We start from the raw sequence: 21,974 nt of genomic DNA, 5'->3' as shown, positions 1-21,974 counted from the left end.
ATGAGCCGCCAGGACATCTACTACTGGAAATGCGACCGCCCCGCCGCCTTCCACGGCACACAGACACGCGGTGCTGCCGATGCCAAAATCGAGCAGCAGCTCCGCGAAGTCCTGCAGCGCCACTTCGTCACCCAGGTCGTCGAACTCTGCACAGGCATCGGCCAGGGCAATCACCTCACCTGGAACGCAAAGGTCGCAGGCCAGCCCATGTTCATGCGCGTCGAAAACGGCCCTGAAAAAGACGGCCACCTCGCCATTGAATCAGCCCTCCTCTCCCGCGTTCGCGAGTCCGGCGTAGTCACCCCCCGCGTCTATGCCTGCGATGCCACCCGCACCCGCGTCCCCTTCGCCTGGCAGGCCCTCGAGCGCATCTCCTCCCCGGATCTCAACCACTGGTTCAAGCAAGGCCGCCTCGACATCCCCCGCATCGCCTTCTCCATCGGCTCCGCCGTCGCCCACTGGCAGCAAATCACCCTCCCCAACTTCGGCACCCTAAAGTGGTCCGCACCAAAGTGGTCCGCACAGTCCTCTGTGCGGCACGAACGTCCCTTCGCTCCCGAATCTCTTGCCGAACTCTCTGCCTACAACCTAGAGCAATCCGCACCTGGCGAAGCGCCGCGAAGCAAATCCCCTGTGCGGAACGAACGTCCCCTCGCTCCCGAATCCTACCCAGAACTCTCCGGCTACCACCCCACCTACGCCGACTACTTCCACCTCCGCCTCGACCAGCACCTCGCCTTCCTCGTCACCCACAGCTTCCTCACCCACGCCCAAAGCGCCGGAATCCTCGCCGAAATCGAAAACCACCGCGCCCTCCTTCACCTCGACACCGGCTGCTTCGTCCACAAAGACCTCGCCCTCTGGAACATCCTCGGCAGCGAAACCGAAATCACCGCCTTCATCGACTTCGACGACGCCATCTCCGGCGATCCCATGGACGACCTCTCCCTCCTCGCCTGCTTCCACGACGACACCTTCCTCCGCCACGCCTTCGAAGGCTATCAAAGCATCCGCCCCCTGCCAGAAAACCACCTCCGCCGTTTCTGGCTCCACCTCCTTCGCAACATGATCGTGAAATCCGTCATCCGCGTCGGCGCCGGCTACTTCGACCGCGACGACGCCTTCTTCCTCATCTCCTCCGGCACCTCCGGAAAATCACTCCGCGACTTCACACTAAAAAAACTCTTCCACGCCCTCCACTGCCTAAGATCCGAAGCGGCGCTGTAGCGCGGTATTCCGATACCGCGGCCGTCCCGCACCGCCCCCAAACTCCGCCCTACAACAAGCCATCAATCCACTCCGCTCGGTATAGATGGAACTCACCCTCACGCAGACCTCTCGGATTCTTCGCAATATACTCACGTGTGCGTCTCAGCTCACCCAAATCACGAATCACCCGGTCAAAGGATTCAGGCTGCCAGACATGTCCGGCTCGCGTCATCAGTCGTTCATGCAGATCCTCCTCCTGCATCAAGCGCGCCGCTGTAAACCGCTTCACCGAATACAACCATTCTTCCAAGGGAACTCCTGCAAACGGCTGCGCAATAACATGAACGTGATTGGGCATGACCACAAAATCACCTGTCCACAAGCGCTGCCCATGGAAAAAGCGCAGTGCGTCCGCCATCAGGGTTTGAGCTTTCGGGGCCTTCAGTGCACAGCAGCCATGGCATTGATCGAGTTCGAGAAAAAACTGCCGGGCCATCTCACGCTGAAAAGCAGCACGCTCGCCAGGATCGAGTTTTGCAATTGCCTGTCGGAAACGCTCTGGCTCGTCCCGCTGCCAGTGGATGTCGATGCCCCGCTCAAACAGCCACTGGGACTCGTCGTGCTTCCAGCGCAGCACCACTTCCGCCGGAAGAGAATCCGCCAGGCGAAAGGTCACAAAATACGAAGCTCCCACCAGCCGCCAGTGCGGCAGATTGCGCTCATAACCCGGCACCATCCAAAAATCCTCCTTCTCTTCATAGGCGCTAAACACCGGCTTTTCCGGAATCTCAGCAGGCTTCGACAGCGGCTGGTGTGGCATGGCGGCTATGTAGCGCGGAATTCCGATTCCGCGACGGCGTTTTCTCGGTATCGGAATACCGAGCTACAACGATCCACCCCATGAAATCCCACATCGGCGCCTTCCTTTCCATCGGCTCTCCCGCCGTCACCGAACTCGCCGCCGAGTGCGGCTTCGACTGGGTCCTCATCGACCTCGAGCACGGCTGCGAATCCGAAGCCGCCCTCCCCAATCAACTCCGCGCCCTCCGTGGCAGCTCTACCCTCGCCATCGTCCGCGTCAGCGCGCCCCACCCCGACCTCATCGCCCGCGTCCTCGACTGGGGCGCGGACGGCATCATGGTGCCGCACGTCAACACCGCCGCCGAAGCCCGCCACTGCGTCGATGCCGCCACCTACCCACCGCACGGCCATCGCGGCGTCTCCCGCACCGTCCGCGCCTACGGCTACGGCATGCGCCTCCCCACTGGTGAGATGCCCAAGCCCATCATCCTCGCCCAGATCGAAACCGCCGAAGCCGTAGAAAACGCCGCTGAAATCGCCGCCGTCGAAGGCATCACCGCCCTCTTCATCGGCCCCGCCGATCTCTCCTTCGACCTCAAAGCCCAAAACTCCCCGCGCCCCTACGACGACTGCGTCATCAGCATCGTCAAAGCCGCCAAAGCCCACAACAAAGGCTGCGGCATCCTCGTCCGCCACGCCGACGACAAAGAAAAGCTCAAAGCCCTCGGCTTCACCTGGATCGCCATGGACTCCGACCTCTCCCTCGTCCGCGAAGGTTTTAAACGAAACATCGAAACCGCCCGGTCATGGTGAAATAGTCCGACTTTTCCCTGTGAATCCCCTTTTTCGGAATAAGCTCGCCGCCCCCATGAAAGCATCCCCCCAGATCACCTCCAAAATCGTCGAACTCTGCGAAACCCTCGTCTCCGACGCCGAAGTACAGAGCGCCCGCGAAAAGGCCGAGGCCTTCCTCGCCGACGAATCCGCAGTCTCTCTCTACCGCGAGATGGCCACTCTCGGCCGCTCCCTCCACCAGAAGCAGCACCACGGCGAAGAACCCACCGGCGAAGAAGTCAGCCGCTTCACTGACCTCCAGGACAAGTGCGAAGAAAACCAGGCCATCTCCAGCTTCCTCGAAGCCCAGGACATCCTTCGCGGCATCGCCGAAGTGGTGAACGGCTACGTCGGCAAAAGCCTCGAGCGCGGCAAGGTGCCGACCGAAGCAGAAGTGTTTCCCCAGGGCTGCGGCGAAGGCTGCGGCTGCCACTAATCACAAGATCTCATGAAAGCGTTCGCCCTGATCGCCTCGCTCCTGTTTTGCGTCTCGTCCTTCGCGGGCGAGGCCAAAACCGTGAAGCTCCTCACCATTGGCAACAGCTTCTCCGCCAACGCCACCCACTACCTCGGCGATCTCGCCAAGGCAGGCGGCCACACCCTCATCCACCAGCCCCTCGTCATCGGCGGCGCCTCATTCCAGGTCCACGCTGAGAAGGCTCAAAAGCACGAGGCCGACCCCGCAGACAAAGCCGGCCTCTACACCAGCGGCCGCGGCCTGAAGGAAAACCTCGAACTGCAAAAGTGGGACTACGTCACCATCCAGCAGGCCAGCATCAAGAGCCACGACTTCGCCACCTACCAGCCCTACGCCGCCTGGCTCCGCGACTACGTCACCAGGTACGCCCCACAGGCAAAGCTCCTCATCCACGAAACCTGGGAATACCGCAAAGACGACCCCCGCTTCACCAAGCCCGGCGATCTCAAGTCCCAGGACGAAATGTACAACGGCCTTCGCGCCGCCTACGACAAACTCGCCACCGAATTCAACGCCCGCATCATCCCCACCGGCGATGCCTTCCATTTGGCCGATACCGACCCAAATTGGGCCTACCAAACCGACACAACTTTCAACTCCAAAGTTGCCAAAGCCCCAGAATTGCCGAATCAGACACATTCAATCCACGTCGGCTGGCAGTGGAAAAAACAGAAAGATGGGAAAACCACCCTCGGCATGGACGGCCACCACGCCAACATGGCGGGCGAATACCTCGGCGCCTGCGTCTGGTACGAAGTCCTCTTCGGAGAAAGCCCCGTTGGAAACACCTTCATCCCCAAGGGCCTCGATCCCAAAGACGCCGCCTACCTGCAGCAGACCGCCCATCGCGCCGTGCAGGCCCGCGCAAAATAATGTCCAAAACATGACTGGCGAATCCTTGTGACAGCCATGACAAGATTCGCCGCGCTGTTCTGCTTCTCCCTCAGCCTGTCCGCACATGCCGCCACTGAGGCGGATGTGATTGTCTATGGCGCCACACCCGGCGGATTCTGCGCCGCCATCGCCGCAGCACGCGAAGGCGCCTCCGTCATCCTGCTTGAGCCGACGGATCATGTGGGCGGCGTGAACACCGGCGGTCTCTGTTTCAGCGACTCCAATCAAACAGTGCGCAGCACGGTGCTCGGCCTCTTCGAAGAGTGGCATGCCCGTGTGGAAAAAGACTACCAGCAGCGCGGTGTGGCGCTGCCGTACAAAGTGAGCGAAAAAGATCACAAGCCCTGGACCTATGAACCCCATGTGGCGGCAAAGATCACGCGGCAGATGCTGGAAGAAGCCGGGGTGAAAGTGCTGACAAAGCGCGTGCTGAAATCATTGAACAAAGATGGAGCGCGCATCACCCAGATGACGACATCCAATGGTGAATTCTCCGCCAAGGTCTTCGTGGACGGCACTTATGAAGGCGATCTGCTGCCTGCTGCGGGAGTGAGCTGGACAATCGGCCGTGAAGGCAGGCAGGAGTTTGGTGAAGCGCTGGCCGGAAAGCAGTACCCGAAAGCGAAGCTGGCGATCTCCGGCCTGGATACCGCTGGAAAACCACTGCCTCTCATCACGACGATGGACGCAGGTGCGGAGGACAAAGGCGACAAGAATGTGATGGTGTGCAGCTTCCGCCTCTGTGTCACAAAGGATCCCGGGAATCGTGTTCCGTTCCCGCAGCCCGCCCGCTATGACCCCGCGCGTTTTGAGGTCGTGCGTCGCTACTTTGCGCAGGAGAAAAGGCCGCATCTGCTATGGGATCTCTATCCTCTTCCTGGCAGCAAATTCGATGCGAACAACGGCATCGGCAAACAGTTCTCCATGGGCCTGGTGGGCGCCTGCAACGGCTGGAGCGAGGCGGATGAAGCCGGACGCGCGAAGATCTGGGAGGCGCACAAACAGTACACGCTGGAGTTTTATCACTTCCTCACCACCGATCCTGCTGTGCCGGAGGATTTGCGGAAGCAGATGGCCGAGCTCGGTCTTTGCCGGGATGAATTTGCCGCCTACGGCCACTGGTCCCCACAGCTCTACGTACGAGAAGGGCGCCGCATGATCGGTGAGTACGTCGTCTCACAGAAAGACATCATGAACGAGCCGAAAAAGGAAGACGCCATCGTGGTCTCATCCTTTCCCATCGACTCCCACGACTGCCAGCGTGTGGGAACGCAGGACATGGTGCTGGATGAAGGCACCATCATGCCGGTGCGCATGGCGGGGCGTCGGCATGGCTACCCGTATCACATCCCGTACCGTGCCATCACGCCGAAGGCTGCCGAGTGCGACAATCTCCTCGTGCCTGTGGCGCTCTCCTGCACGCACGTGGGCATCTCCTCCATCCGCGTGGAGCCCACGTGGATGATGCTGGGCCAGAGCGCGGGCATTGCCGCCGCTTTGAGCGCGAAGCAAAACCTCGCTGTGCAAAAGCTGCCCTATCCCGCATTGCGCGAGCGACTGCTGGCGCAGAAGCAGGTGCTCGAGCTGCCGGTGCTGGCAGCTCTTCCTCCGGAACCCAAGGGCGCGATGAACGTCGATCCTAAAACTCTACCCGGCATCGTGCTCGATGACACGCAGGCCGAACTTAAAGGGCAGTGGGGAAGTTCATCCAGCTTCAAGCCGCACATCGGCACAGGATATCGCCATGATGACAAGCGTGGAGACGGCCAGGCCATCGCCATCTTTCGCTTCAAAGCGCCCCAGACAGGTCGCTATGATCTGCGCATGGCCTATTCACCGCACGCCACACGAGCTGCAAAGGTTCCGGTGACCATTGAATGTGGTGACCGCAAGACCGAAATCAGCGTTGATCAAACGCAGCCGCTGGCGGCAGGCGAAGCATTTCGCACCATTGGCAGCGTCCAGCTTGATGAAAATGAGGAGTCCGTCATTACGATCAGCAACGCCAGCACCGATGGCTTCGTGATTCTGGATGCTTTGCAACTCATTGAAGCCAAAAACTGATTCTACTCTGATGAAAAATTTTCTCTTCTGCCTGCTCTTTGCCGCTCAGCTCAGCGCGGCGGATTCTATCTCAACTGACATCGTGGTCTATGGTGGTGTGCCCTGCGGCATCGCGGCATCCATCACCGCCGCACGTGAAGGCGCCAAGGTGGTCCTCATTGAACCGACGAAGCACATCGGCGGCCTCAGCACCAGCGGCATCAATACTGCCGAGAGCGAGCACATGCTGAAATGGACCATCGGCGGCTTTGCCGATGAGTTTTACCGCCGCCTCGGCGCTCACTACCAGACCGAGGGGCCGGAATACTTTTTCGAGTCCAGTGTCGCTGAGAGAATCTACCTCGGCATGCTGCGCGAAGCTGGTGTTGATGTGCGGTTTGGCGCGGCCGTTGATCAGGTGACGAAGGAAGGTGCGCGTATCACCGCCATCACCCTCACTGATGGCACCAAGCTGCGGGCGAAACTGTTCATTGATGCCGGTTATGAAGGCGACCTCATGGCGCGCGCGCGTGTGAAGTACGCCGTGGGCCGGGAGTCGAAGGCGGAGTTTGCAGAGGAGGCGGCAGGCATCCGTTTTGACAAGACGCCGCGCAAGGCCCGGACAGTGGATGAAAATGGACGGCTGCTTCCCGGCATCAGCGCATGGGCCAAGGATCTGCGTGAGGGCGATGCCCATCGTGCGCCGATGAATTACAATTTCCGTCTGACGGTCGCGAAAGATCCCAAGCTGCAGGTGCCCATCCCCGCGCCAAAGCACTACGATGCGAAACGCTATGCCCTGCTGGCCGGATGGCTGCATGAGCAAGCCCGGCAAAACAAGCCTGTGAAGCTGACCGACATCGTGGATCCCTACAAACGCCGCAACGGCAAGTTTGAGCTGAACAACAAGCAGTCCGCCATCTATTCGCTGGGCCACTTTGGCGGTCAGTTTGACTGGCCGGATGCCAGCTACGAAGAGCGGGCGCGCATTTACCAGGACCACATGGACTACACACTGGGCCTGCTGCATTTCCTGGCCGCGGATGCCGCAGTGCCCGTGAATGTGCAGAAAGAGATGAAGGCGCTTGGCCTGCATAAAGATGAATTCGCCGACAACGGCCACCTGCCATATCAGCTTTATGTGCGCGAGGCGCGGCGCATGCGCGGGGAGTATGTGGTAAGGCAGCAGGACGTGCAGGATGACCGCCGCAAGCCGGACAGCATTGGCATGAGCAGCCATTTCATCGACTGTCATCATGTGCAGCGCGTGGCCTTGAATGAAAACGAGTTCGTGAATGAAGGGCGCATCTGGCGCATGGGCTTCGCGTATCAGATTCCGTACCGTGCGCTGACGCCAAACGCGTCCGAGTGTGAAAATCTCCTGGTGCCTGGAGCCGCCAGCTTCACGCACGTGGCCTTCTGCACCTTGCGGCTGGAGAGCGTCTGGATGATCACCGGTCATGCCGCCGGCATCGCCGCCGCACTGGCGGTGAAGGATGACGTCTCCGTGCAGAAAGTGCCGCTGGCTGCTTTGCAGGACAAGCTGCGTGCGCAGAAGCAGGTGGTCGATTTCATCCCCGGTCTTCCGGAGAAGTGCGAACACCTCAACGGCCCGCCTGAATTTTAACATCCCTTCAACCATGCACACACGCCGCCACTTCATCGCCTCCGTCACCGCCGCGCTGGGCGGTTCCGTTTTTGCCGCCGACGGCAAGCCCAAGACCATCCTGCTGCAGTCCGCCTGGGACACGGTGAACATCGGCGACATCGGCCATACCCCCGGCACCCTGCGTGTCATCGAGGAACATTTGCCGGAGGTGAAGGTGGTGGTATGGGCGATGAAGCTGGACGAGCGTGTCACCGCGATGCTCAAGGCACGTTTTCCGAAGGTGGAGATTCTGCAAGGCAGCCTGACCGGCAAGGAAGCGAAGGATGAGGCCTTGCGCCAGGCCATCACGGGCTGCGATCTCTTCATCCGGAACTCAGGCATGGGCCAGGACACCAGCTTCATGAAGTTTTGCCAGAAAGCGGGCAAACCCTACGGGCTCTTTGGTCAGTCGTACTTTCCCAGCATGATCGAAGGCAAAGGTTCGGAGGAGCGCATCGCATTGCTCAACGCTGCCGCATTCATCTACACGCGTGAGACGAAGACGCTGAGCATCCTCAAAAACGGTGGAATCAAAACGCCGGTGCTCGAATTCGGACCTGACGGCTGCTTCGGCATTGATGTCCGCGATGATGCGCGTGGTCTGGCTACCATGAAGAAACTCGGCTTGGAAGAGCGGAAGTTCATCACGATCCAACTGCGCACGAACACCGCCAAACTTCCCGGCGTGGATGACACGCGCACACCGAAGCTCAATCCGTTGCATCCTACGCCGGAGCAGATCGCCGATGACGAACGTCGTGCGGCGAAATATCGTGAACTCGTCACGCTGTGGGTAAAGAAGACCGGGCACAAGGTGCTCATCGCGCCGGAGACGATCAAGGAGATGGGCCACAACAAGCGCCTTATTCACGATCCTCTGCCGCCTGAAATTCAGAAGCATGTGGTGAATCTCGACTACTTCTGGAACTCCGACGAGGCCGCGTCCGTCTTTGCGCGGGCGCACACCATCGTCTGTCACGAGCCGCATTCGCCCATCATCGCCCTGGCCAATGGCACGCCGATTATCCACACCTATTCCGAGTTTCATTCGCCGAAGTGCTGGATGTTCAAGGACATCGGCCTCGGTGAATGGCTCATGGAAATGGATGAAACGCCTGTGGAGAAAATGGCGGAAACGCTTTTTGCCATCGATGCCGACTACCCGACGGCCCAGGCCAAGGTGAAGAAGGCCATGGCCTATGTGCATGAGTGCTTTGGCAGGTCGATGCAGCATGTGAAGGGCGTCCTCGGCAAGGCCTGATGAATTGGCGGCAAAAAAGGGGGATGGCCCCCGTTTCTACACGCCATGTCTTCCATTTCCCGCCGTCATCTTCTACGCACTGCCGCCGCCATGCCTGCGGCGGCGCTGGCATCTCGCGGAGCAGCCGCTGAAACCAAGGCTGCGAAACCAGCATCACCGAAAAAGTTTGCGCCACCGCTGACTCTGCCACCGGTGCAGGCGGGGCCTGCCTACCTGATGGCTGGGCCCATGCTGGGTCATGTGGGTCCGGACCGCGCCCACATCTGGGTGCGGGGCACAGCGGCCGTACCGTGGAAAATTCTTCTCTCAGAAGCCGGAGCGCAGACGGGGGAAATCGATGGCGGATCCCTGAAAGTCGAAACGGGTTTGTGCGGCATTGCGTTCCTCGAAGGGCTGAAGCCTGGCACCAAGTACACCTATCAAATCGTGCTGGATGGCCGCGAGCAACTGCCGCTGCCATTACCCTCCTTCACCACGGCGCCGGAAATCGGGACGGCGTGCAGGCAGCGCATCGTCTTTGGCTCCTGTGTGGGCAGGACCACCGCCGCGGCCGCTCCGACCTGGGCCGAACTGGCGGAGCGCCGCGCCGGAAGCATTGACGAGGGCGCCTTCGATCTGCTGCTGATGCTGGGGGACAACCACTATGGCGACACCACGGAAATCGAAAAGCTGCGCGTGTACTACACCGCACACCGGCTCAGCGCCGGGTGGCGTGACCTTTCCGCACGCACGCCCGTCTATGCGATCTGGGATGATCACGACTACGGCCCGAACAACTCCGACGGCACCGAGGCCGGCAAGGCGGGCTCTTTGAAAACCTTCCAGGAGTTCTGGGCCAATCCAGCCTACGGCGAGGCTGATAACCCCGGCTGCTACTTCACCTTCACGCGGGGCGATGTGCAGTTCTTCATGCTCGATGGCCGCTACCACCGCTCTCCGAACAAAGCCGAGGACACACTGGAGAAAACGATGCTCGGCGCCGGACAGCTCGCCTGGCTGAAGCGCGAGCTGCAGGCCAGCAAGGCGAAGATCAAGCTGCTGGCCAATGGCAGCGAGTGGGAATCCTACGGTAGCGACGATTCCTGGTCTCTCTTTAAAAAGGAGCGCGATCCGTTTTTGAAGTGGATCGACGAGCAGAAAATCGAAGGCGTCATCTTCCTTAGCGGCGACCGTCATTTCTCCTCGGGCTATCACATCAATGGCCGCTTCCTGGAGCTGAGCGCCGGTCCCCTGGGCAGCACCAACTCCAAGCTGCGCAGCAATTCTGAGCGCTTCACGGGACATGACGACGGACGTCTCTGGGGCGTGCTGGACATCGACACGACAGTCTCTCCGCCGCGCGTGGCCTATGAGTTCTGGCAGACCGGACACTCCATGCGCGAGCGTCGGGAGATCTCCTGGGCGCAGCTTCACGGCCGCGAAAAAATCGCACGCACGCCCGGCTATGAGATTTGAAATGGTTCGTGCCGGGTGCATTGCAGCGCTGCTCCTGAGCGCCTTCCCGGCCTCTGCGGATGTGCCTCTGGTGAACGAGGGCAAACCGGAGGCGGTCATCGTCATCGCAGACAAACCCACGCGCGTGGCGCGCTATGCGGCGGAAGAACTGGTGCGCCATGTGGAGAAGGCGTCTGGGGTCAAGCTGGAGGTGCGTGCCGAAGGCGAAGCCGTCACGCCGCTTCACCCCATTTATGTCGGCGACAGCCGCGCAGTGCGCGAGGCTGGCATCCAGGTCGAAACACTCGCGGCGGAGGCTTTTGTACTTCGCGTGAGTGATGATGCCATGTTCATCGTCGGTCAGGATGGGGGCGGGGAGCCTCTGGAGTCTGCCACGAGCGCGGGCACGCTTTGGGGAGTGTATGAATGGCTGGACCGCGACCTGCACGTGCGCTGGCTCTGGCCGGGCGAACTGGGAACACATGTGCCGAAAGTGTCAGGCGTTGTCGCCAAAAGCTGCGATGAAACCATTGCTCCGCGATTCTTTCAGCGGCGGCTGCGCGCCGGATCGGGCTTTGCAAGCGAGCATCCCGCACTGGGTTTCACGACAGAGGCGGCGAAGCAGTTCAGCGAAGAGCAGAGCGTCTACCTGCGGCGACACCGCATGGGGCGCAGTTGCCCGGTGAGTTATGGCCATGCCTTCACCGACTGGTGGGAGAAAGATGGCAAGGCTCATCCCGAATGGTTCCAGCTTCTGGAAAGTGGCAAACGCGGGCCGAACAAAAAGGGCGGCCGCTTCTCCATGTGCGTTTCCAATTTGGAGCTGCAGCGTGAAATCGTCGCGCGCTGGACTGCGAAGCGTCCTGCTGATGCCGCGACTCCCGGGTTCATCAATGCCTGTGAGAATGACATCCTCGGTCTCTGCACCTGTGAGGAATGCCGCGCACTGGATGGCGCTGCACCGGCAGATTATCTGAAGTTTTATCCGCCCACCTCCAAGATGACCGGATCGCGTTTTGTGTCAGATCGCTATGCTCGCTTCTGGCTGGGCATCCAGCAGCAGGCGCCCGCGGGAGCCACGGTGATTGGTTATGCCTATTTCAATTACTTCCAGGCGCCCACCAGCGGCATCAAGCTGAATCCCAACGTCCTCATCGGCTACTGTCCCTCTGCTGGCTGGTTCCCGCGGTCAGACGAAGAGCATGCGTGGATGAAGCAGCAGTGGGCGGACTGGCGCGCCACCGGCGCGCGGCTTTTCATGCGCACCAATCATCTGCTGGATGGCTACTGCATGCCTTTCATCTTCACGCATCAGTTTGCCGATGAATTCCATCATGCCGTAGAGAAGGGCATGGTGGCCACGGACTACGATTCGCTCACCGGCCATTGGGCCACGCAGGGGCCAAACCTCTACACGGCGGCACGCCTGCACGTTCGGGCGAAGGCCACAGCGGATGAGGTGCTGGCGGAATACTATGCGGCCTTTGGCGTGGCGGCGGTCGCCGTGAAAAACTACTTTAACTATTGGGAGAACTACACCACGCAGAGCCGAGAGAAGATCGGTCAGACCATGGAAGCCCTGCAGGCCTCGCGCTGGCGGAGCTGGGCGAAGGCAGCGCATGTGCTGTATCCGCTGGAATGTTTCACACCGGCGGAGAAGCTGCTGGGGCAGGCGCTGGCTGCGGCGGGGAATGATGCCGAAGCCGCCGCGCGTGTGAAGTTCCTCCAGCTCGGCCTCGAGCATGCGCGGCTCTGCGCCCGGGTCTCCGCACGGCTCACGCTTGCTGGCTCGACCGCAGGCAAAGAAGAAATTAAGCGCGCGGTGGATGAGCTCATCGCCTTTCGGCGCACCCACGAGCGCTCAGGCATCGGCAATTTCAACCACCTCGCCTGGGTGGAGGACTTGAGCTGGAAATTGTCCGAAGAAACCCGTCAGGCGCCCGATCTGTACCCATGATCCCTTCTCTTTCACGTCGTGCTTTTCTCCATCGTCACACGCTTGCCCTGGCGGGTCTCGGCGCGGGCAGGCTTCTCGCAGCGGATCCGGATGCCAAACCGCAGCTTCGCGTGGGTTTGATGACGGATTTGCATTATGCGGAGAAGGATCCGACGAAAACGCGCTTCTATCGTGAGGCGCTCGGAAAGCTGGATGAGGCGGTGTCTGTGATGAACCGGGAGAAGCCGGCGCTGGTGGTGGAACTGGGCGACTTTATTGATCAGGCGGACTCGGTGGAGCGCGAGATCGAGTGGCTGAAGACAATGGAGTCGCACTTCGAGAAACTCACGATGCCCCGGCACTACGTGCTGGGAAATCACTGCGTGGGCACCCTGACGAAACAGGAGTTTGCCGCAAACACCAAGGCTGCAGGCGGGCATGCAGCCTTCGAAGAAAATGGCGTGACGTTCTTGATTCTCGATGCCTGCTTCCGTGAAGACGGCACGCCGTATGAACGGAAGAACTTCCACTGGCAGGATGCCAACCTCCCCAAGGCGGAGCTGGCGTGGCTGGAGGCGGCACTGGGCAAAGCCTCCGGGCCGGTGATTGTCTTTGCGCATCAGCGGCTCGACATGGACAAGGCGCATGCCGTGCGCAACGCGGCCGAGGTGCGTGCGCTGCTGGAAAAGTCCGGAAAGGTGCTTGCGGTGTTCCAGGGACACTCGCACAAGAACGACTATCAGCAGATCGCCGGCGTTCACTATGTGACCCTGGTGGCCATGATCGAAGGCAGCGGCATGGAAAACAATGGTTACGCGCTGCTCGACATCATGACCGATGGATCGCTGCGCTTGAACGGATTTCGCAGGCAGGCAAACCGCACACTGAATCACGCATGAAACACCTTTTCCTTTTTCTGGCACTCAGCGCTTCCGCCCCAGCCGCAGAGCCCGGCTTTGAATCCCTGTTTGACGGTAAAACGCTCGACGGCTGGAAGCAGAGCGGCAACTGGGAGGTGGTGAATGGCGAAATCGGCCGTGTGAAGCGTGGTGGTCCGCTGACTTATGAAAAGAAAAAGGTGCCGGATGATTTCGAGCTGCGCTTTGACTGGAAGGTCGCCAAAGGCTGCAACAGCGGCGTGTATTACCGGCCGGGCCAATACGAGTATCAGCTCCTCGACAACGCCAACAGCCCCTATGGCGAAAATCCGCGGTCGAGCGCTGGGGCGCTGTATTTCTGCATGGCGCCGACCAAGGACGTGGTGCGGCCCTATGAGCAGTGGAATGAGGCGCGTGTGGTCTGCAAGGGCAGCGTCATCCAGCACTGGCTGAACGGGGTGAAGGTGGTGGATTTCGACTATGCCGATCCGCGCTGGAAGGACGCGGTGAAGCTGGTGAGCTACCGTGGCACGGACCTGACCAAGCGTGGCGGCAACCTCTGGCTGCAGGATCACGGGGCAGCCGTGTGGTTCAAAAACCTGCGCTGGCGGGCGATTCCCGCTGATGAACCGCTGGTGAGTGAAAACCTCACACCCATGCCGGTGTCTGAAGCCGCGCTCAAAAAGGAACAGGAGCGCATTCAGGAGCTGCTCAATCCCAAGCCCAAAGCCAAGGCACCGAAAAAATCAGCCTGGCGGCATGAGGAACTGAAACGCTTCAAGGCCGTGGAGGCGCACCAGGGCGTGGCCGTGGATGACGCGCATTTTTATGCCATTACCAACGCCGCCATCGGCAAGTATCGCAAAGACAGCGGTGAACGCGTGGGCGGCTGGAAAGAGGCGAAGGGCGGGCGCATCAAACATCTGAACGCGGGGCTCGTGCTGGATGGAAAGCTCTACTGCGCGCATTCAAACTTCCCTGAAGTGCCAATGACAAGCACGGTGGAGATCTGGGATCCGCAGACCATGAAGCACCTGGAGTCCATCGAAGTATCCATCGATGGCGGTTCCCTTACCTGGGTGGACCGTCGCGATGGCCGATGGTACGCCTGCTTTGCGCAGTATGCGAAAACGGGCAACCCGGCGAATACGCGCATTGTGATCTTCGATGCCCAGTGGAAGAAGCTCAGTGAACTGAAGTTTCCCGCGGAGGCCGTGGAAAAATTTGGCAAGAACAGCAGCTCTGGCGGCAGCTTCGGCCCAGACGGGCATTTGTTCATCACCGGCCATGATGCGCAGGAACTCTATGTGCTCGATCTGCCCGCCGAGGGAGATCAGCTTGTCTGGAAGGGTGTGGTTCCCATCAGCGCGCATGGCCAGGCCTTCGCCTGGGACCGGGCAGAAGCGGGGGTGTTGTACTCCATCGACCGCAAGACCTCCGAAGTGATCGTCTCGCGGGTGCAGTGATTTCAAAGGCCGGCCTGCGGCTTTGCTCCTGGGAACCACTCCGTGTGCTGGTCTCCCTGGCGGCCGAGATAGGTGACACGCTGGCCGCGCAGGAAAGCGAAGTAACCCTGCACTCCGGCCTGCATGGCGCGCATGGTGAAATCGCGGTAGTGCTGGTTCTTTTGCTGGCTGTCGAGGATGTTGGCGCGAAGGGCCGGTGCATCAAAATCAGCCGCAACGGGCGGCAGATTTTCATACGACATCGCGGTGGTGACGACGGCCCCGGCGCCGCCGTAGAATGACTTCCGCAAAGCGATGTAATCGACGTGGTAAAACTCGACACCCGCCTCAATGAGCATGCCGACGATTTGCGGAAACGGTGTGCCTCCGGCGAGAGTGGCATTGGCTGCGGCGGTGATGAGATCGGCGTTCATGGACGCCATCTAAAAGATGTTCAGCTCTGCTGCAACAAAGCCTTCGTCCCCGGCTCCCAGGCCAGGCCCCAGTCACGCAGGGACTTAAGTGTCGGACGCAGGGCCTCGCCTTTGGGGGTCAGTTCATAGGCCATGCGCCTGCCACCCTCGGTGGCGGGGATCTGGCGCACGAGGCCGGCTTCGAGCAGGCGGTCGAGGCGGTCGCTGAGGATGTTGGTGGGAACGCCCTCGGGCGACCCGGCGAAGTCTTTGAAGCGGCTGCGGCCCAGCATGAGATCGCGGATGACCAGCAGCGTCCAGCGGTCGCCCAGGAGATCCAGCGCGCAGGCCACAGGGCAGGGGGAGCGCCGGGAGGGCGACGCGGATACCTTGGGCTGGGGCTTGGAACCTGGGGATTTCGGCATGCCGGACCATCGCCTTGAACACTTGCATTTCAAAAGTAAAAAGCTTGCAAAATGCAAGTGATTGGAAATGGTAAGCGCCATGAGTATCGCAGATCTTCCTCAACTGGCCCCTCCCGGAGCCGGACTCCCGCTCGTGGAACTTTGGGCCGCCCGTCTGCTGTTTGGGCTGACACGCTGGCGCGGAAACCGCGAGAGCTTTGTGGCCAGGTTTGAGCAGGAGCGGGCCGCCATCCGTGCGCTGGTAAAATCCTGCCCTGAAACGCGGCGCGGTGAGCGTGTGCTCATCATCCGCCTGCGCGGGCTGGAGGACAGCAGCCGAAACTGGTCGGTGTGGATGACGTTGGATCATCTGCGCATCACCAACACGGCGGTGGCGCAGGTCATCACCGCATTGACACAAGGCCAGGTGCCGAAGAGGAAAGCGAGCACGGCCGCGGTGAAGCCGAGCGCGACGGTGACCGCGGAGGTCGAGGATGAATACGAACGTTCCTGCGATGCGGTGCTGAAGGTGCTGACTGACGGGACCGAATTAAAGACGAGACTGCGCTTTGCCCATCCGTGGTTTGGGCCGCTGAGCGGCCTGGGCTGGGCGGCGATGGCTGGGATGCACATGGGGCTGCATCGGGCGCAGATTCAAAGCATCCTGGCGGGACTGCGCAGCGCCTGATTGACAAATCTCCACCACCGGCGAGGCATTCCGCATGCCTGCCAAACCTGACCCTGCCACGCTGCCCTGCAGCCCATGTGATGAAACCGCCGGTCTGAAGTACTTTCCGCGCATGCTGGGCAAGATTCGTCTTTTTGCCGCCGGCAAACTCTGGGAGGATCTGCACGCCAATCTCGGCAAAGGCAGCGACGGCGCCTGCACGGCCTTCCTCCATGTGAACTATGACGACCTGAAGGCGCGCGTGCTGGAGGGAGGAACTGATGAGGAGATTCTGCACTGGTGCCAGGTGCACGGGCGCCCGCTCAATGACACGGACAAGCTGGTGTGGAACTACTACACGATGAAGCTCGGCATCAATGACCACATCACCCCCATTCTGGCGAAGCGGAAGGCCGACGGCGGCCTGGGTGATCGTGATGACATTCAGACGATCACCCATTACATCGATGTGGATGAAGGAAGGCTGCCTTGATGAGTGAGGAGGTTTCACCACAGGCTTCGTTCTGGCAAAGCGTGCGGGAGTCGCTGCGCGGAGAGCAGCACGACTACACGGCGCTGCCGCTGAACCGCGCCGTGCTCCTGCTCGCCGTGCCCATGGTGCTGGAGATGGTCATGGAGTCGCTGTTTGCCGTGGCGGATGTCTATTGGGTCTCCCATCTCGGAAAAGAAGCCGTGGCCGTGGTGGGGCTCACTGAATCTGTCATGACGCTCATCTATGCGGTGGCCATCGGCATTTCCATCGCCGCCACGGCCATCGTGTCGCGGCGCATCGGCGAAAAGCAGCCGGCGCTCGCGGCGCAGGCGGCGGGGCAGATCGTGCTCCTCGGTGTGCTGATGTCGGCCGGGATCGGCGTGGTGCTCGGATATTTTGCGCCCGAGATTTTGCGGCTGATGGGAGCCGAAGAGAGCATCGTGGTACTGGGTTCTGGCTTCGCGCGCACCATGCTGGGTGGGAATGCCACCGTGTTCCTGATTTTCCTGATCAACGCGATCTTCCGGGGTGCGGGGGATGCCGTCATCGCCATGCGCACGCTTTGGCTGGCGAATGCGCTGAACATTGTGCTGGGCCCCTGTTTCATCTTTGGCTGGGGGCCTTTTCCTGAGCTGGGAGTGACAGGCGCCGCCGTGGCCACAAACATCGGCCGTGGCATCGGCGTGCTGTATCAGCTCTGGCATCTCGCGGGCCATCACAGCCGCGTGAAGGTGCACTGGCGGGATTTCAAACCGGCACGGGAGGTCATCGGTGCGGTGCTGTGGAAATCCTGCAGCGGCATCATTCAGCTTCTGATCAGCACCACGAGCTGGGTGGGCTTGTTTAAAATTCTCACCGGTTTTGGCAGCGCCGCTCTCGCAGGCTACACCATTGCGATCCGCATCGTCATCTTTGCCCTCATGCCCGCGTGGGGCCTGGCGAATGCAGGCGCCACGCTGGTGGGGCAGAACCTTGGCGCCCAGAAGCCGGAGCGAGCGGAGGCGGCAGTTAAAATCGCGGTAAAGCTGGACGCCATCGTGCTGAGTTTGATCGGGCTGCTTTTCGTGCTGTTTGCGCATCCGCTCATCCATCTTTTCACCCAGGATGCCGAGGTGCTGGCGTTCGGCACGCAGGCTCTGTGGATCTTGAGCCTTGCTTTCCCGCTTTACGCCGCGGGCATGTGCTTTGAGTCCGCGTTCAACGGGTCCGGCGACACCTGGACCCCCGTGCGCTTGAATTTTCTTTGCCTTTGGGTCGGCCAGATTCCCATCGCGTGGGTGCTGGCTGAGACCTGCGGCTTGGGCCCGGTGGGAGTCTTCATCGCCGTGCCTGCTGCCAACTCTTTGCTGGCTCTTTTTGGCTGGCTGCTTTTCAGACGTGGCCGCTGGAAGACCCAGAAGGTTTAAGGCTGGGGCGTTTCGGCGACCGACAGGCTGAAAAGCCGGCTTTGTTTCATGGCGATGACGATTTTCACCGGTCGATCCGTTGGCGCGGCTGCCTGCTCCTTCCACCGCACCGCCCAGCGGGTGGAGTCCGTTTTGAGAACCTCACAGTCCTCCAGAGCGTGTCCGGGAATGGGGCTGCCATCGGCTTCGAGGAGGGCCACACGCAGCTCGCCACCCGTGGCGTTCGCATTGACCAGCAGGCTGCCTGAGCTCAGGCGCAGCGGCTTCGTCTCCACCTGCCCACGCTCCCCGGCATCCAGCGAGGCAAAGCCATGACGGCGCCATTCCGCGCGGCCAATCGAGATCCGCTTGGGCGGCACCGGCGCGCCGTGGCTGGTGGTCAGCGCGGTGTAATAGACCCAGGATTCGTCACCCGCATCCACACAGGTGCTTGAGACGCCGAGGATCGTGCCCGCATCAAAGCCACCTGGCTGTCCGCGCCCGATCACGCTGATTCGCGGATGCGTGCGCTGCCACTTGCGGCCATCTGTGCTGGTGATGAGCTGCACTTCCACGATCCCATCGGTCGCGCTCTGGCCGGGCGTCACCTCCGAGGGCTTGCGGTTTTTTCCCAGCACGTGAAACATCGTCGGCAGGCCGATGAAACCCGCTGCGTGAGGAAATACGGACAGGTTGTTTACTTCCGTGTGCTCATCGGGGTTCCTTGTCCAGGCATCGTCTTCCGCATCCGGGGCAAAGACCAGCTCCGGCTCGCTCCAGGTTTTGAAATCATGACTGCGCGAGAGGCTGACAGTGCGCCCCAGCTTTTCATGCGGCTGGCGGTTGAATGCCAGGTAATCGCCCGTCAGGGGATCGCGGGTCAGGCTGATGTTGTCCGAGGACTTCAGGATCGCCTGCTTGGGGTAGCTGCTCCATTTCACTCCGTCGGCTGAAACAGCGGCGTAGTATTTGCCCATCAGCGAGCCCAGCATCTTGTAGCGTCGTGCGGGATCAGGATCGCGCACGTCCACATACACGCTGGGGCTGTGCAGGTCGAAGATGATGTTGTTGGCTGTCGAACCCTGGAAGCTGTGCAGGCCCAGCGCGGGCCGCTCCCATTTCAGTCCGTCCTGCGAGGTGGCATACAGCACCACGTCTCCTTTGCCTTTGCGAAAGCCCGGAACGGCCGGCTTCACCCCTGCCGCATCCACATCAGGGTGCCCCAGGTACCACATGCAGAAACGTTTTGTCGTCGGATCGAAATGTACCGAACCATAAACATACACGCGGCTGCCCTCCCACGGCCGTTCAGCTCGGAGCACCGGCTCGCTGCGCGTGCGCGCCGGGTGGATCGTGCGCAGAACGCCGGAGCTCGCTGCCACGCCGCTGTCATCTGCAAACAGGAGAGGCAGCCCGCGCAATTCCAGAGCACCTTCTGCATGCAGGAAAATCTGCCCGAGGAAAAGCGTCAGCATGCCAAAAAAAATGCGGTTCACCCAATGTGGGCCCGTGCCTGGATTTGATCTCATTGGGCGTCAGTTTAGAGAAACCGCAGGCCTGCTCCAGGATTGTTTGCTTCCAGGTGGAAAACGACCGGCGGGCGGCTAAAGCTCCGGCCTCTATCCTATGAAATGTGCCTTGTTTCTTCTGTGCGGCGTGCTCACTGCATCCGCTGCCGATCTCAAAACCACCGGTGCCGGCATTGAAATTTCAGCCGGGAGTCTGGGCAGCTTCACACTGACCTATCCCGAACTGGAACCTGCGCACAAACAGATCGAGGTGAAGGCTTTGGGCGCCACTGCCACCGTGCGCTACGAAGGTGGGGCGGAGTGCGCGGTATCGATCAACAAGGGTGAAATCGATCTCGCGTTCAAAGGTGTGCCAGATTTGAAGTCCTGGAAAATGTCCGTACTTATCGACATCGGCTTCGCCAAAGGCGGCACGTGGAAGATCGCTGACAAGGAGGGCGCCTTCCCCGCAGAAAAATCCACACCTCCGCACATCGCCAGTCTCAACGGCACCAGCTTTCTGATCAAGAATGCCCAGGGGCAGAGCCTGAGCTTCACCACGCCGGATTACGCCTTCCAGCAGCTCACCGACAACCGCGAATGGAACTGGGCCATCTACAACTGGTTCTTCATGGTGCCTTTCAATGCGGACAATCCAACCGCGAAAATTCGTATTTCATCCGATCTTGCTTCGGTGGCCAAGTTGATTGATTCCTTTGGTCAGAGCATCAAAGACGCCTTCCCCAACAAGCTGAAGAGCCTCGAAGATCTCAAGGCCGATGTGGCTGCGGATGAAACCTACTACGCCAGCATCGAAACACCGAAGCTGGATCGCTTCGGCGGGCAGCCCGGTAGCGGCGAGGCGCTGGGACTGAAGAAAACCGGTTTCTTCCATGTGGAGCAGAAGCAGGACAAATCATGGCTCGTGGATCCCGATGGCAATGCCTTCTTCCACCTCGGCATCTGCGGCTTCGCGCCGAGCGACGACTACACCTATGTCAAAGGCCGTGAAGGCATCTACGAGTGGCTGCCGAAAGCAGAAGGCGAATTTGCCAGCGCCTTCCGTCCCGGAGATGGCGATGCCCATTTCTCCTTCTACCTCGCCAACGTCATACGCAAATTCGGCGCTCCCTACGATTACGAAACACACGCCGCCCGCATGATCGAGCGCACGCGCAAATGGGGCTTCAACTCCATCGGCGCCTTCAGCCCCACGCCCGAAAAGGCGCATGTGAAGGCTGATTTCCCCTACGTGACCAGTCTTCCCATCAATGCCTGGGAAGGCGTGCCGCGCATCCCCGGCGCGCACGAGGTGTGGGATCCCTATGATGCCGCCACCACGCAGAAGATCGCCGAAAACCTCGCTCGCGAGCTTCCCGCGCGTGCCAGCGACCCGCTGCTCATCGGCTACTTCATCGTCAATGAACCGCGCTACGATGAGCTGCCGCGTGTGATCCCATCCCTCACCGGAAAGCAGGCCTGCAAGCGGCGCCTCGTGGCGGTGCTGAAGGACAAGTACCACTCCGTGGATGTTTTCAACACTGCGTGGCAGGCCAAGGCGGCATCCTTTGATGAGCTGATCGATGCCGGAATCGCCGTGACCACGGACGCTGCCAAGGCGGACATGAAAGACTACATGCATGCGTTCATGGAAAACTACTTCGCTCAGATCGAAAAACTGTTCCGCCAGTATGACAAGAACCACATGCTCATCGGCAGCCGCCTGCAGCCCGTGACGATCAATGACGAGCAGCTTTGCCGCATCATGGGCAAACATCTCGATGTCGTGTCCTACAATTACTACACCTTCGGTGTCGATACGGCGGCCTTGAAGCGCTTTCACGAATGGACCGGCAACAAGCCGATGATGCTCAGCGAGTTCTTCTGGGCTTCGCCGAAGGACAGCGGACTCATTGGAGGACGCGAGGTCAGCAGCCAGCAGGAGCGCGGACTGGCCTATCGAAACTACGTTGAGCAAAGCGCTGCGCTGGGATTCGTCATCGGCATCGAGTGGTTCACGCTCATCGATCAGGCCACGACGGGGCGCTGGTTCAGCAAATACAACGGCGAGAGCTACAACACCGGCCTCGTCAGCGTGGCGGACCGCCCCTGGAAGGACATGCTGGCGGAGATGATGAAGACCAACCACACGATCTACGATCTCCTGCTCGGAAAACGTCCGCCGTATGCCTGGGATGATCCGAGGTTTCGTGTCGAGGCAAAGTAAAGGCTTCAGGTCAAGG

The 21,974-nt window shown here is 60.6% G+C and carries 19 protein-coding genes; 15 read left to right on the top strand and 4 right to left on the bottom strand.

Annotation, left to right across the window (positions count from 1 at the left end):
* A complete protein-coding gene (locus ACILSQ_RS12380) occupies nt 1-1,227 on the top strand; it encodes a phosphotransferase (RefSeq protein ID WP_395743945.1) in 1,227 nt (408 codons plus the stop codon).
* Between the two features lie 49 nt (nt 1,228-1,276).
* On the opposite strand, the gene ACILSQ_RS12375 is transcribed toward ACILSQ_RS12380, so the two are convergent.
* Nucleotides 1,277-2,029 (bottom strand): hypothetical protein, encoded by a 753-nt coding sequence (locus tag ACILSQ_RS12375; protein WP_395743944.1) that lies wholly within the window; start codon nt 2,027-2,029, stop codon nt 1,277-1,279.
* Between the two features lie 80 nt (nt 2,030-2,109).
* Here ACILSQ_RS12375 and ACILSQ_RS12370 point away from each other — a divergent pair, with 80 nt between their 5' ends.
* From ACILSQ_RS12370 to ACILSQ_RS12325, 10 genes are read left to right on the top strand one after another with little or no spacing between them, the layout of a single operon-like run.
* The gene (locus ACILSQ_RS12370; RefSeq protein WP_395743943.1) at nt 2,110-2,823 is read left to right on the top strand and encodes an HpcH/HpaI aldolase/citrate lyase family protein; all 714 of its coding nucleotides are present in this window, start codon (nt 2,110-2,112) and stop codon (nt 2,821-2,823) included.
* Nucleotides 2,824-2,878: 55 nt separating this feature from the next.
* Entirely contained in the window at nt 2,879-3,280 is a 402-nt protein-coding gene (locus tag ACILSQ_RS12365) for a YlbF family regulator (protein ID WP_395743942.1), read from the top strand.
* 12 nt (nt 3,281-3,292) lie between these two features.
* On the top strand, nt 3,293-4,195 hold the full coding sequence (locus tag ACILSQ_RS12360) for a DUF4886 domain-containing protein (protein ID WP_395743941.1): 903 nt from the start codon (nt 3,293-3,295) through the stop codon (nt 4,193-4,195).
* A gap of 36 nt (nt 4,196-4,231) precedes the next feature.
* Nucleotides 4,232-6,280, top strand: a complete 2,049-nt coding sequence (locus ACILSQ_RS12355; protein ID WP_395743940.1) for an FAD-dependent oxidoreductase — start codon at nt 4,232-4,234, stop codon at nt 6,278-6,280.
* Nucleotides 6,281-6,290: 10 nt separating this feature from the next.
* Nucleotides 6,291-7,886 (top strand): FAD-dependent oxidoreductase, encoded by a 1,596-nt coding sequence (locus ACILSQ_RS12350; RefSeq protein ID WP_395743939.1) that lies wholly within the window; start codon nt 6,291-6,293, stop codon nt 7,884-7,886.
* Nucleotides 7,887-7,899: 13 nt separating this feature from the next.
* Entirely contained in the window at nt 7,900-9,168 is a 1,269-nt protein-coding gene (locus tag ACILSQ_RS12345; protein WP_395743938.1) for a polysaccharide pyruvyl transferase family protein, read from the top strand.
* A 45-nt stretch (nt 9,169-9,213) separates the two neighbouring features.
* On the top strand, nt 9,214-10,623 hold the full coding sequence (locus ACILSQ_RS12340) for an alkaline phosphatase D family protein (RefSeq protein ID WP_395743937.1): 1,410 nt from the start codon (nt 9,214-9,216) through the stop codon (nt 10,621-10,623).
* A gap of 1 nt (nt 10,624) precedes the next feature.
* Nucleotides 10,625-12,559: a DUF4838 domain-containing protein gene (locus ACILSQ_RS12335; RefSeq protein ID WP_395743936.1), complete on the top strand. Its 1,935-nt coding sequence runs from the start codon at nt 10,625-10,627 to the stop codon at nt 12,557-12,559.
* Entirely contained in the window at nt 12,556-13,437 is an 882-nt protein-coding gene (locus ACILSQ_RS12330; RefSeq protein WP_395743935.1) for a metallophosphoesterase, read from the top strand. Before ACILSQ_RS12335 ends, ACILSQ_RS12330 begins: the two co-directional genes overlap by 4 nt.
* Nucleotides 13,434-14,882 carry a DUF1080 domain-containing protein gene (locus tag ACILSQ_RS12325; RefSeq protein WP_395743934.1) on the top strand — a complete coding sequence of 483 codons (1,449 nt, stop codon included), beginning with the start codon at nt 13,434-13,436 and terminating at the stop codon, nt 14,880-14,882. The genes ACILSQ_RS12330 and ACILSQ_RS12325 overlap by 4 nt, the downstream gene beginning before the upstream one ends.
* A 2-nt stretch (nt 14,883-14,884) precedes the next feature.
* Here the strand turns inward: ACILSQ_RS12325 and ACILSQ_RS12320 are convergent, their stop codons facing one another.
* Nucleotides 14,885-15,295 (bottom strand): DUF1398 domain-containing protein, encoded by a 411-nt coding sequence (locus ACILSQ_RS12320; RefSeq protein WP_395743933.1) that lies wholly within the window; start codon nt 15,293-15,295, stop codon nt 14,885-14,887.
* A gap of 20 nt (nt 15,296-15,315) precedes the next feature.
* Entirely contained in the window at nt 15,316-15,699 is a 384-nt protein-coding gene (locus ACILSQ_RS12315; protein ID WP_395743932.1) for a winged helix-turn-helix transcriptional regulator, read from the bottom strand.
* Between the two features lie 79 nt (nt 15,700-15,778).
* On the opposite strand from ACILSQ_RS12315, the gene ACILSQ_RS12310 reads away from it, so the two are divergent.
* Genes ACILSQ_RS12310 through ACILSQ_RS12300 form a run of 3 tightly spaced genes read left to right on the top strand, consistent with a single transcriptional unit; the run spans nt 15,779 to nt 18,244 of the window.
* The gene (locus ACILSQ_RS12310) at nt 15,779-16,366 is read left to right on the top strand and encodes a DinB family protein (RefSeq protein ID WP_395743931.1); all 588 of its coding nucleotides are present in this window, start codon (nt 15,779-15,781) and stop codon (nt 16,364-16,366) included.
* Nucleotides 16,367-16,400: 34 nt separating this feature from the next.
* The gene (locus ACILSQ_RS12305) at nt 16,401-16,838 is read left to right on the top strand and encodes a DUF5069 domain-containing protein (RefSeq protein ID WP_395743930.1); all 438 of its coding nucleotides are present in this window, start codon (nt 16,401-16,403) and stop codon (nt 16,836-16,838) included.
* Entirely contained in the window at nt 16,838-18,244 is a 1,407-nt protein-coding gene (locus ACILSQ_RS12300; protein ID WP_395743929.1) for an MATE family efflux transporter, read from the top strand. Before ACILSQ_RS12305 ends, ACILSQ_RS12300 begins: the two co-directional genes overlap by 1 nt.
* On the opposite strand, the gene ACILSQ_RS12295 is transcribed toward ACILSQ_RS12300, so the two are convergent.
* A complete protein-coding gene (locus ACILSQ_RS12295; protein WP_395743928.1) occupies nt 18,241-19,698 on the bottom strand; it encodes a hypothetical protein in 1,458 nt (485 codons plus the stop codon). The genes ACILSQ_RS12300 and ACILSQ_RS12295 overlap by 4 nt on opposite strands.
* A 181-nt stretch (nt 19,699-19,879) precedes the next feature.
* Here ACILSQ_RS12295 and ACILSQ_RS12290 point away from each other — a divergent pair, with 181 nt between their 5' ends.
* Nucleotides 19,880-21,958 carry a hypothetical protein gene (locus ACILSQ_RS12290; RefSeq protein WP_395743927.1) on the top strand — a complete coding sequence of 693 codons (2,079 nt, stop codon included), beginning with the start codon at nt 19,880-19,882 and terminating at the stop codon, nt 21,956-21,958.
* The last annotated feature ends 16 nt before the right edge of the window (nt 21,959-21,974 follow it).

The organism is Prosthecobacter sp. (assembly GCF_044227185.1).
Taxonomy (GTDB): domain Bacteria; phylum Verrucomicrobiota; class Verrucomicrobiia; order Verrucomicrobiales; family Verrucomicrobiaceae; genus Prosthecobacter.
Note: the sequence above shows the minus strand (reverse complement) of the source record. Positions and strands in the feature narration are given on the sequence as shown.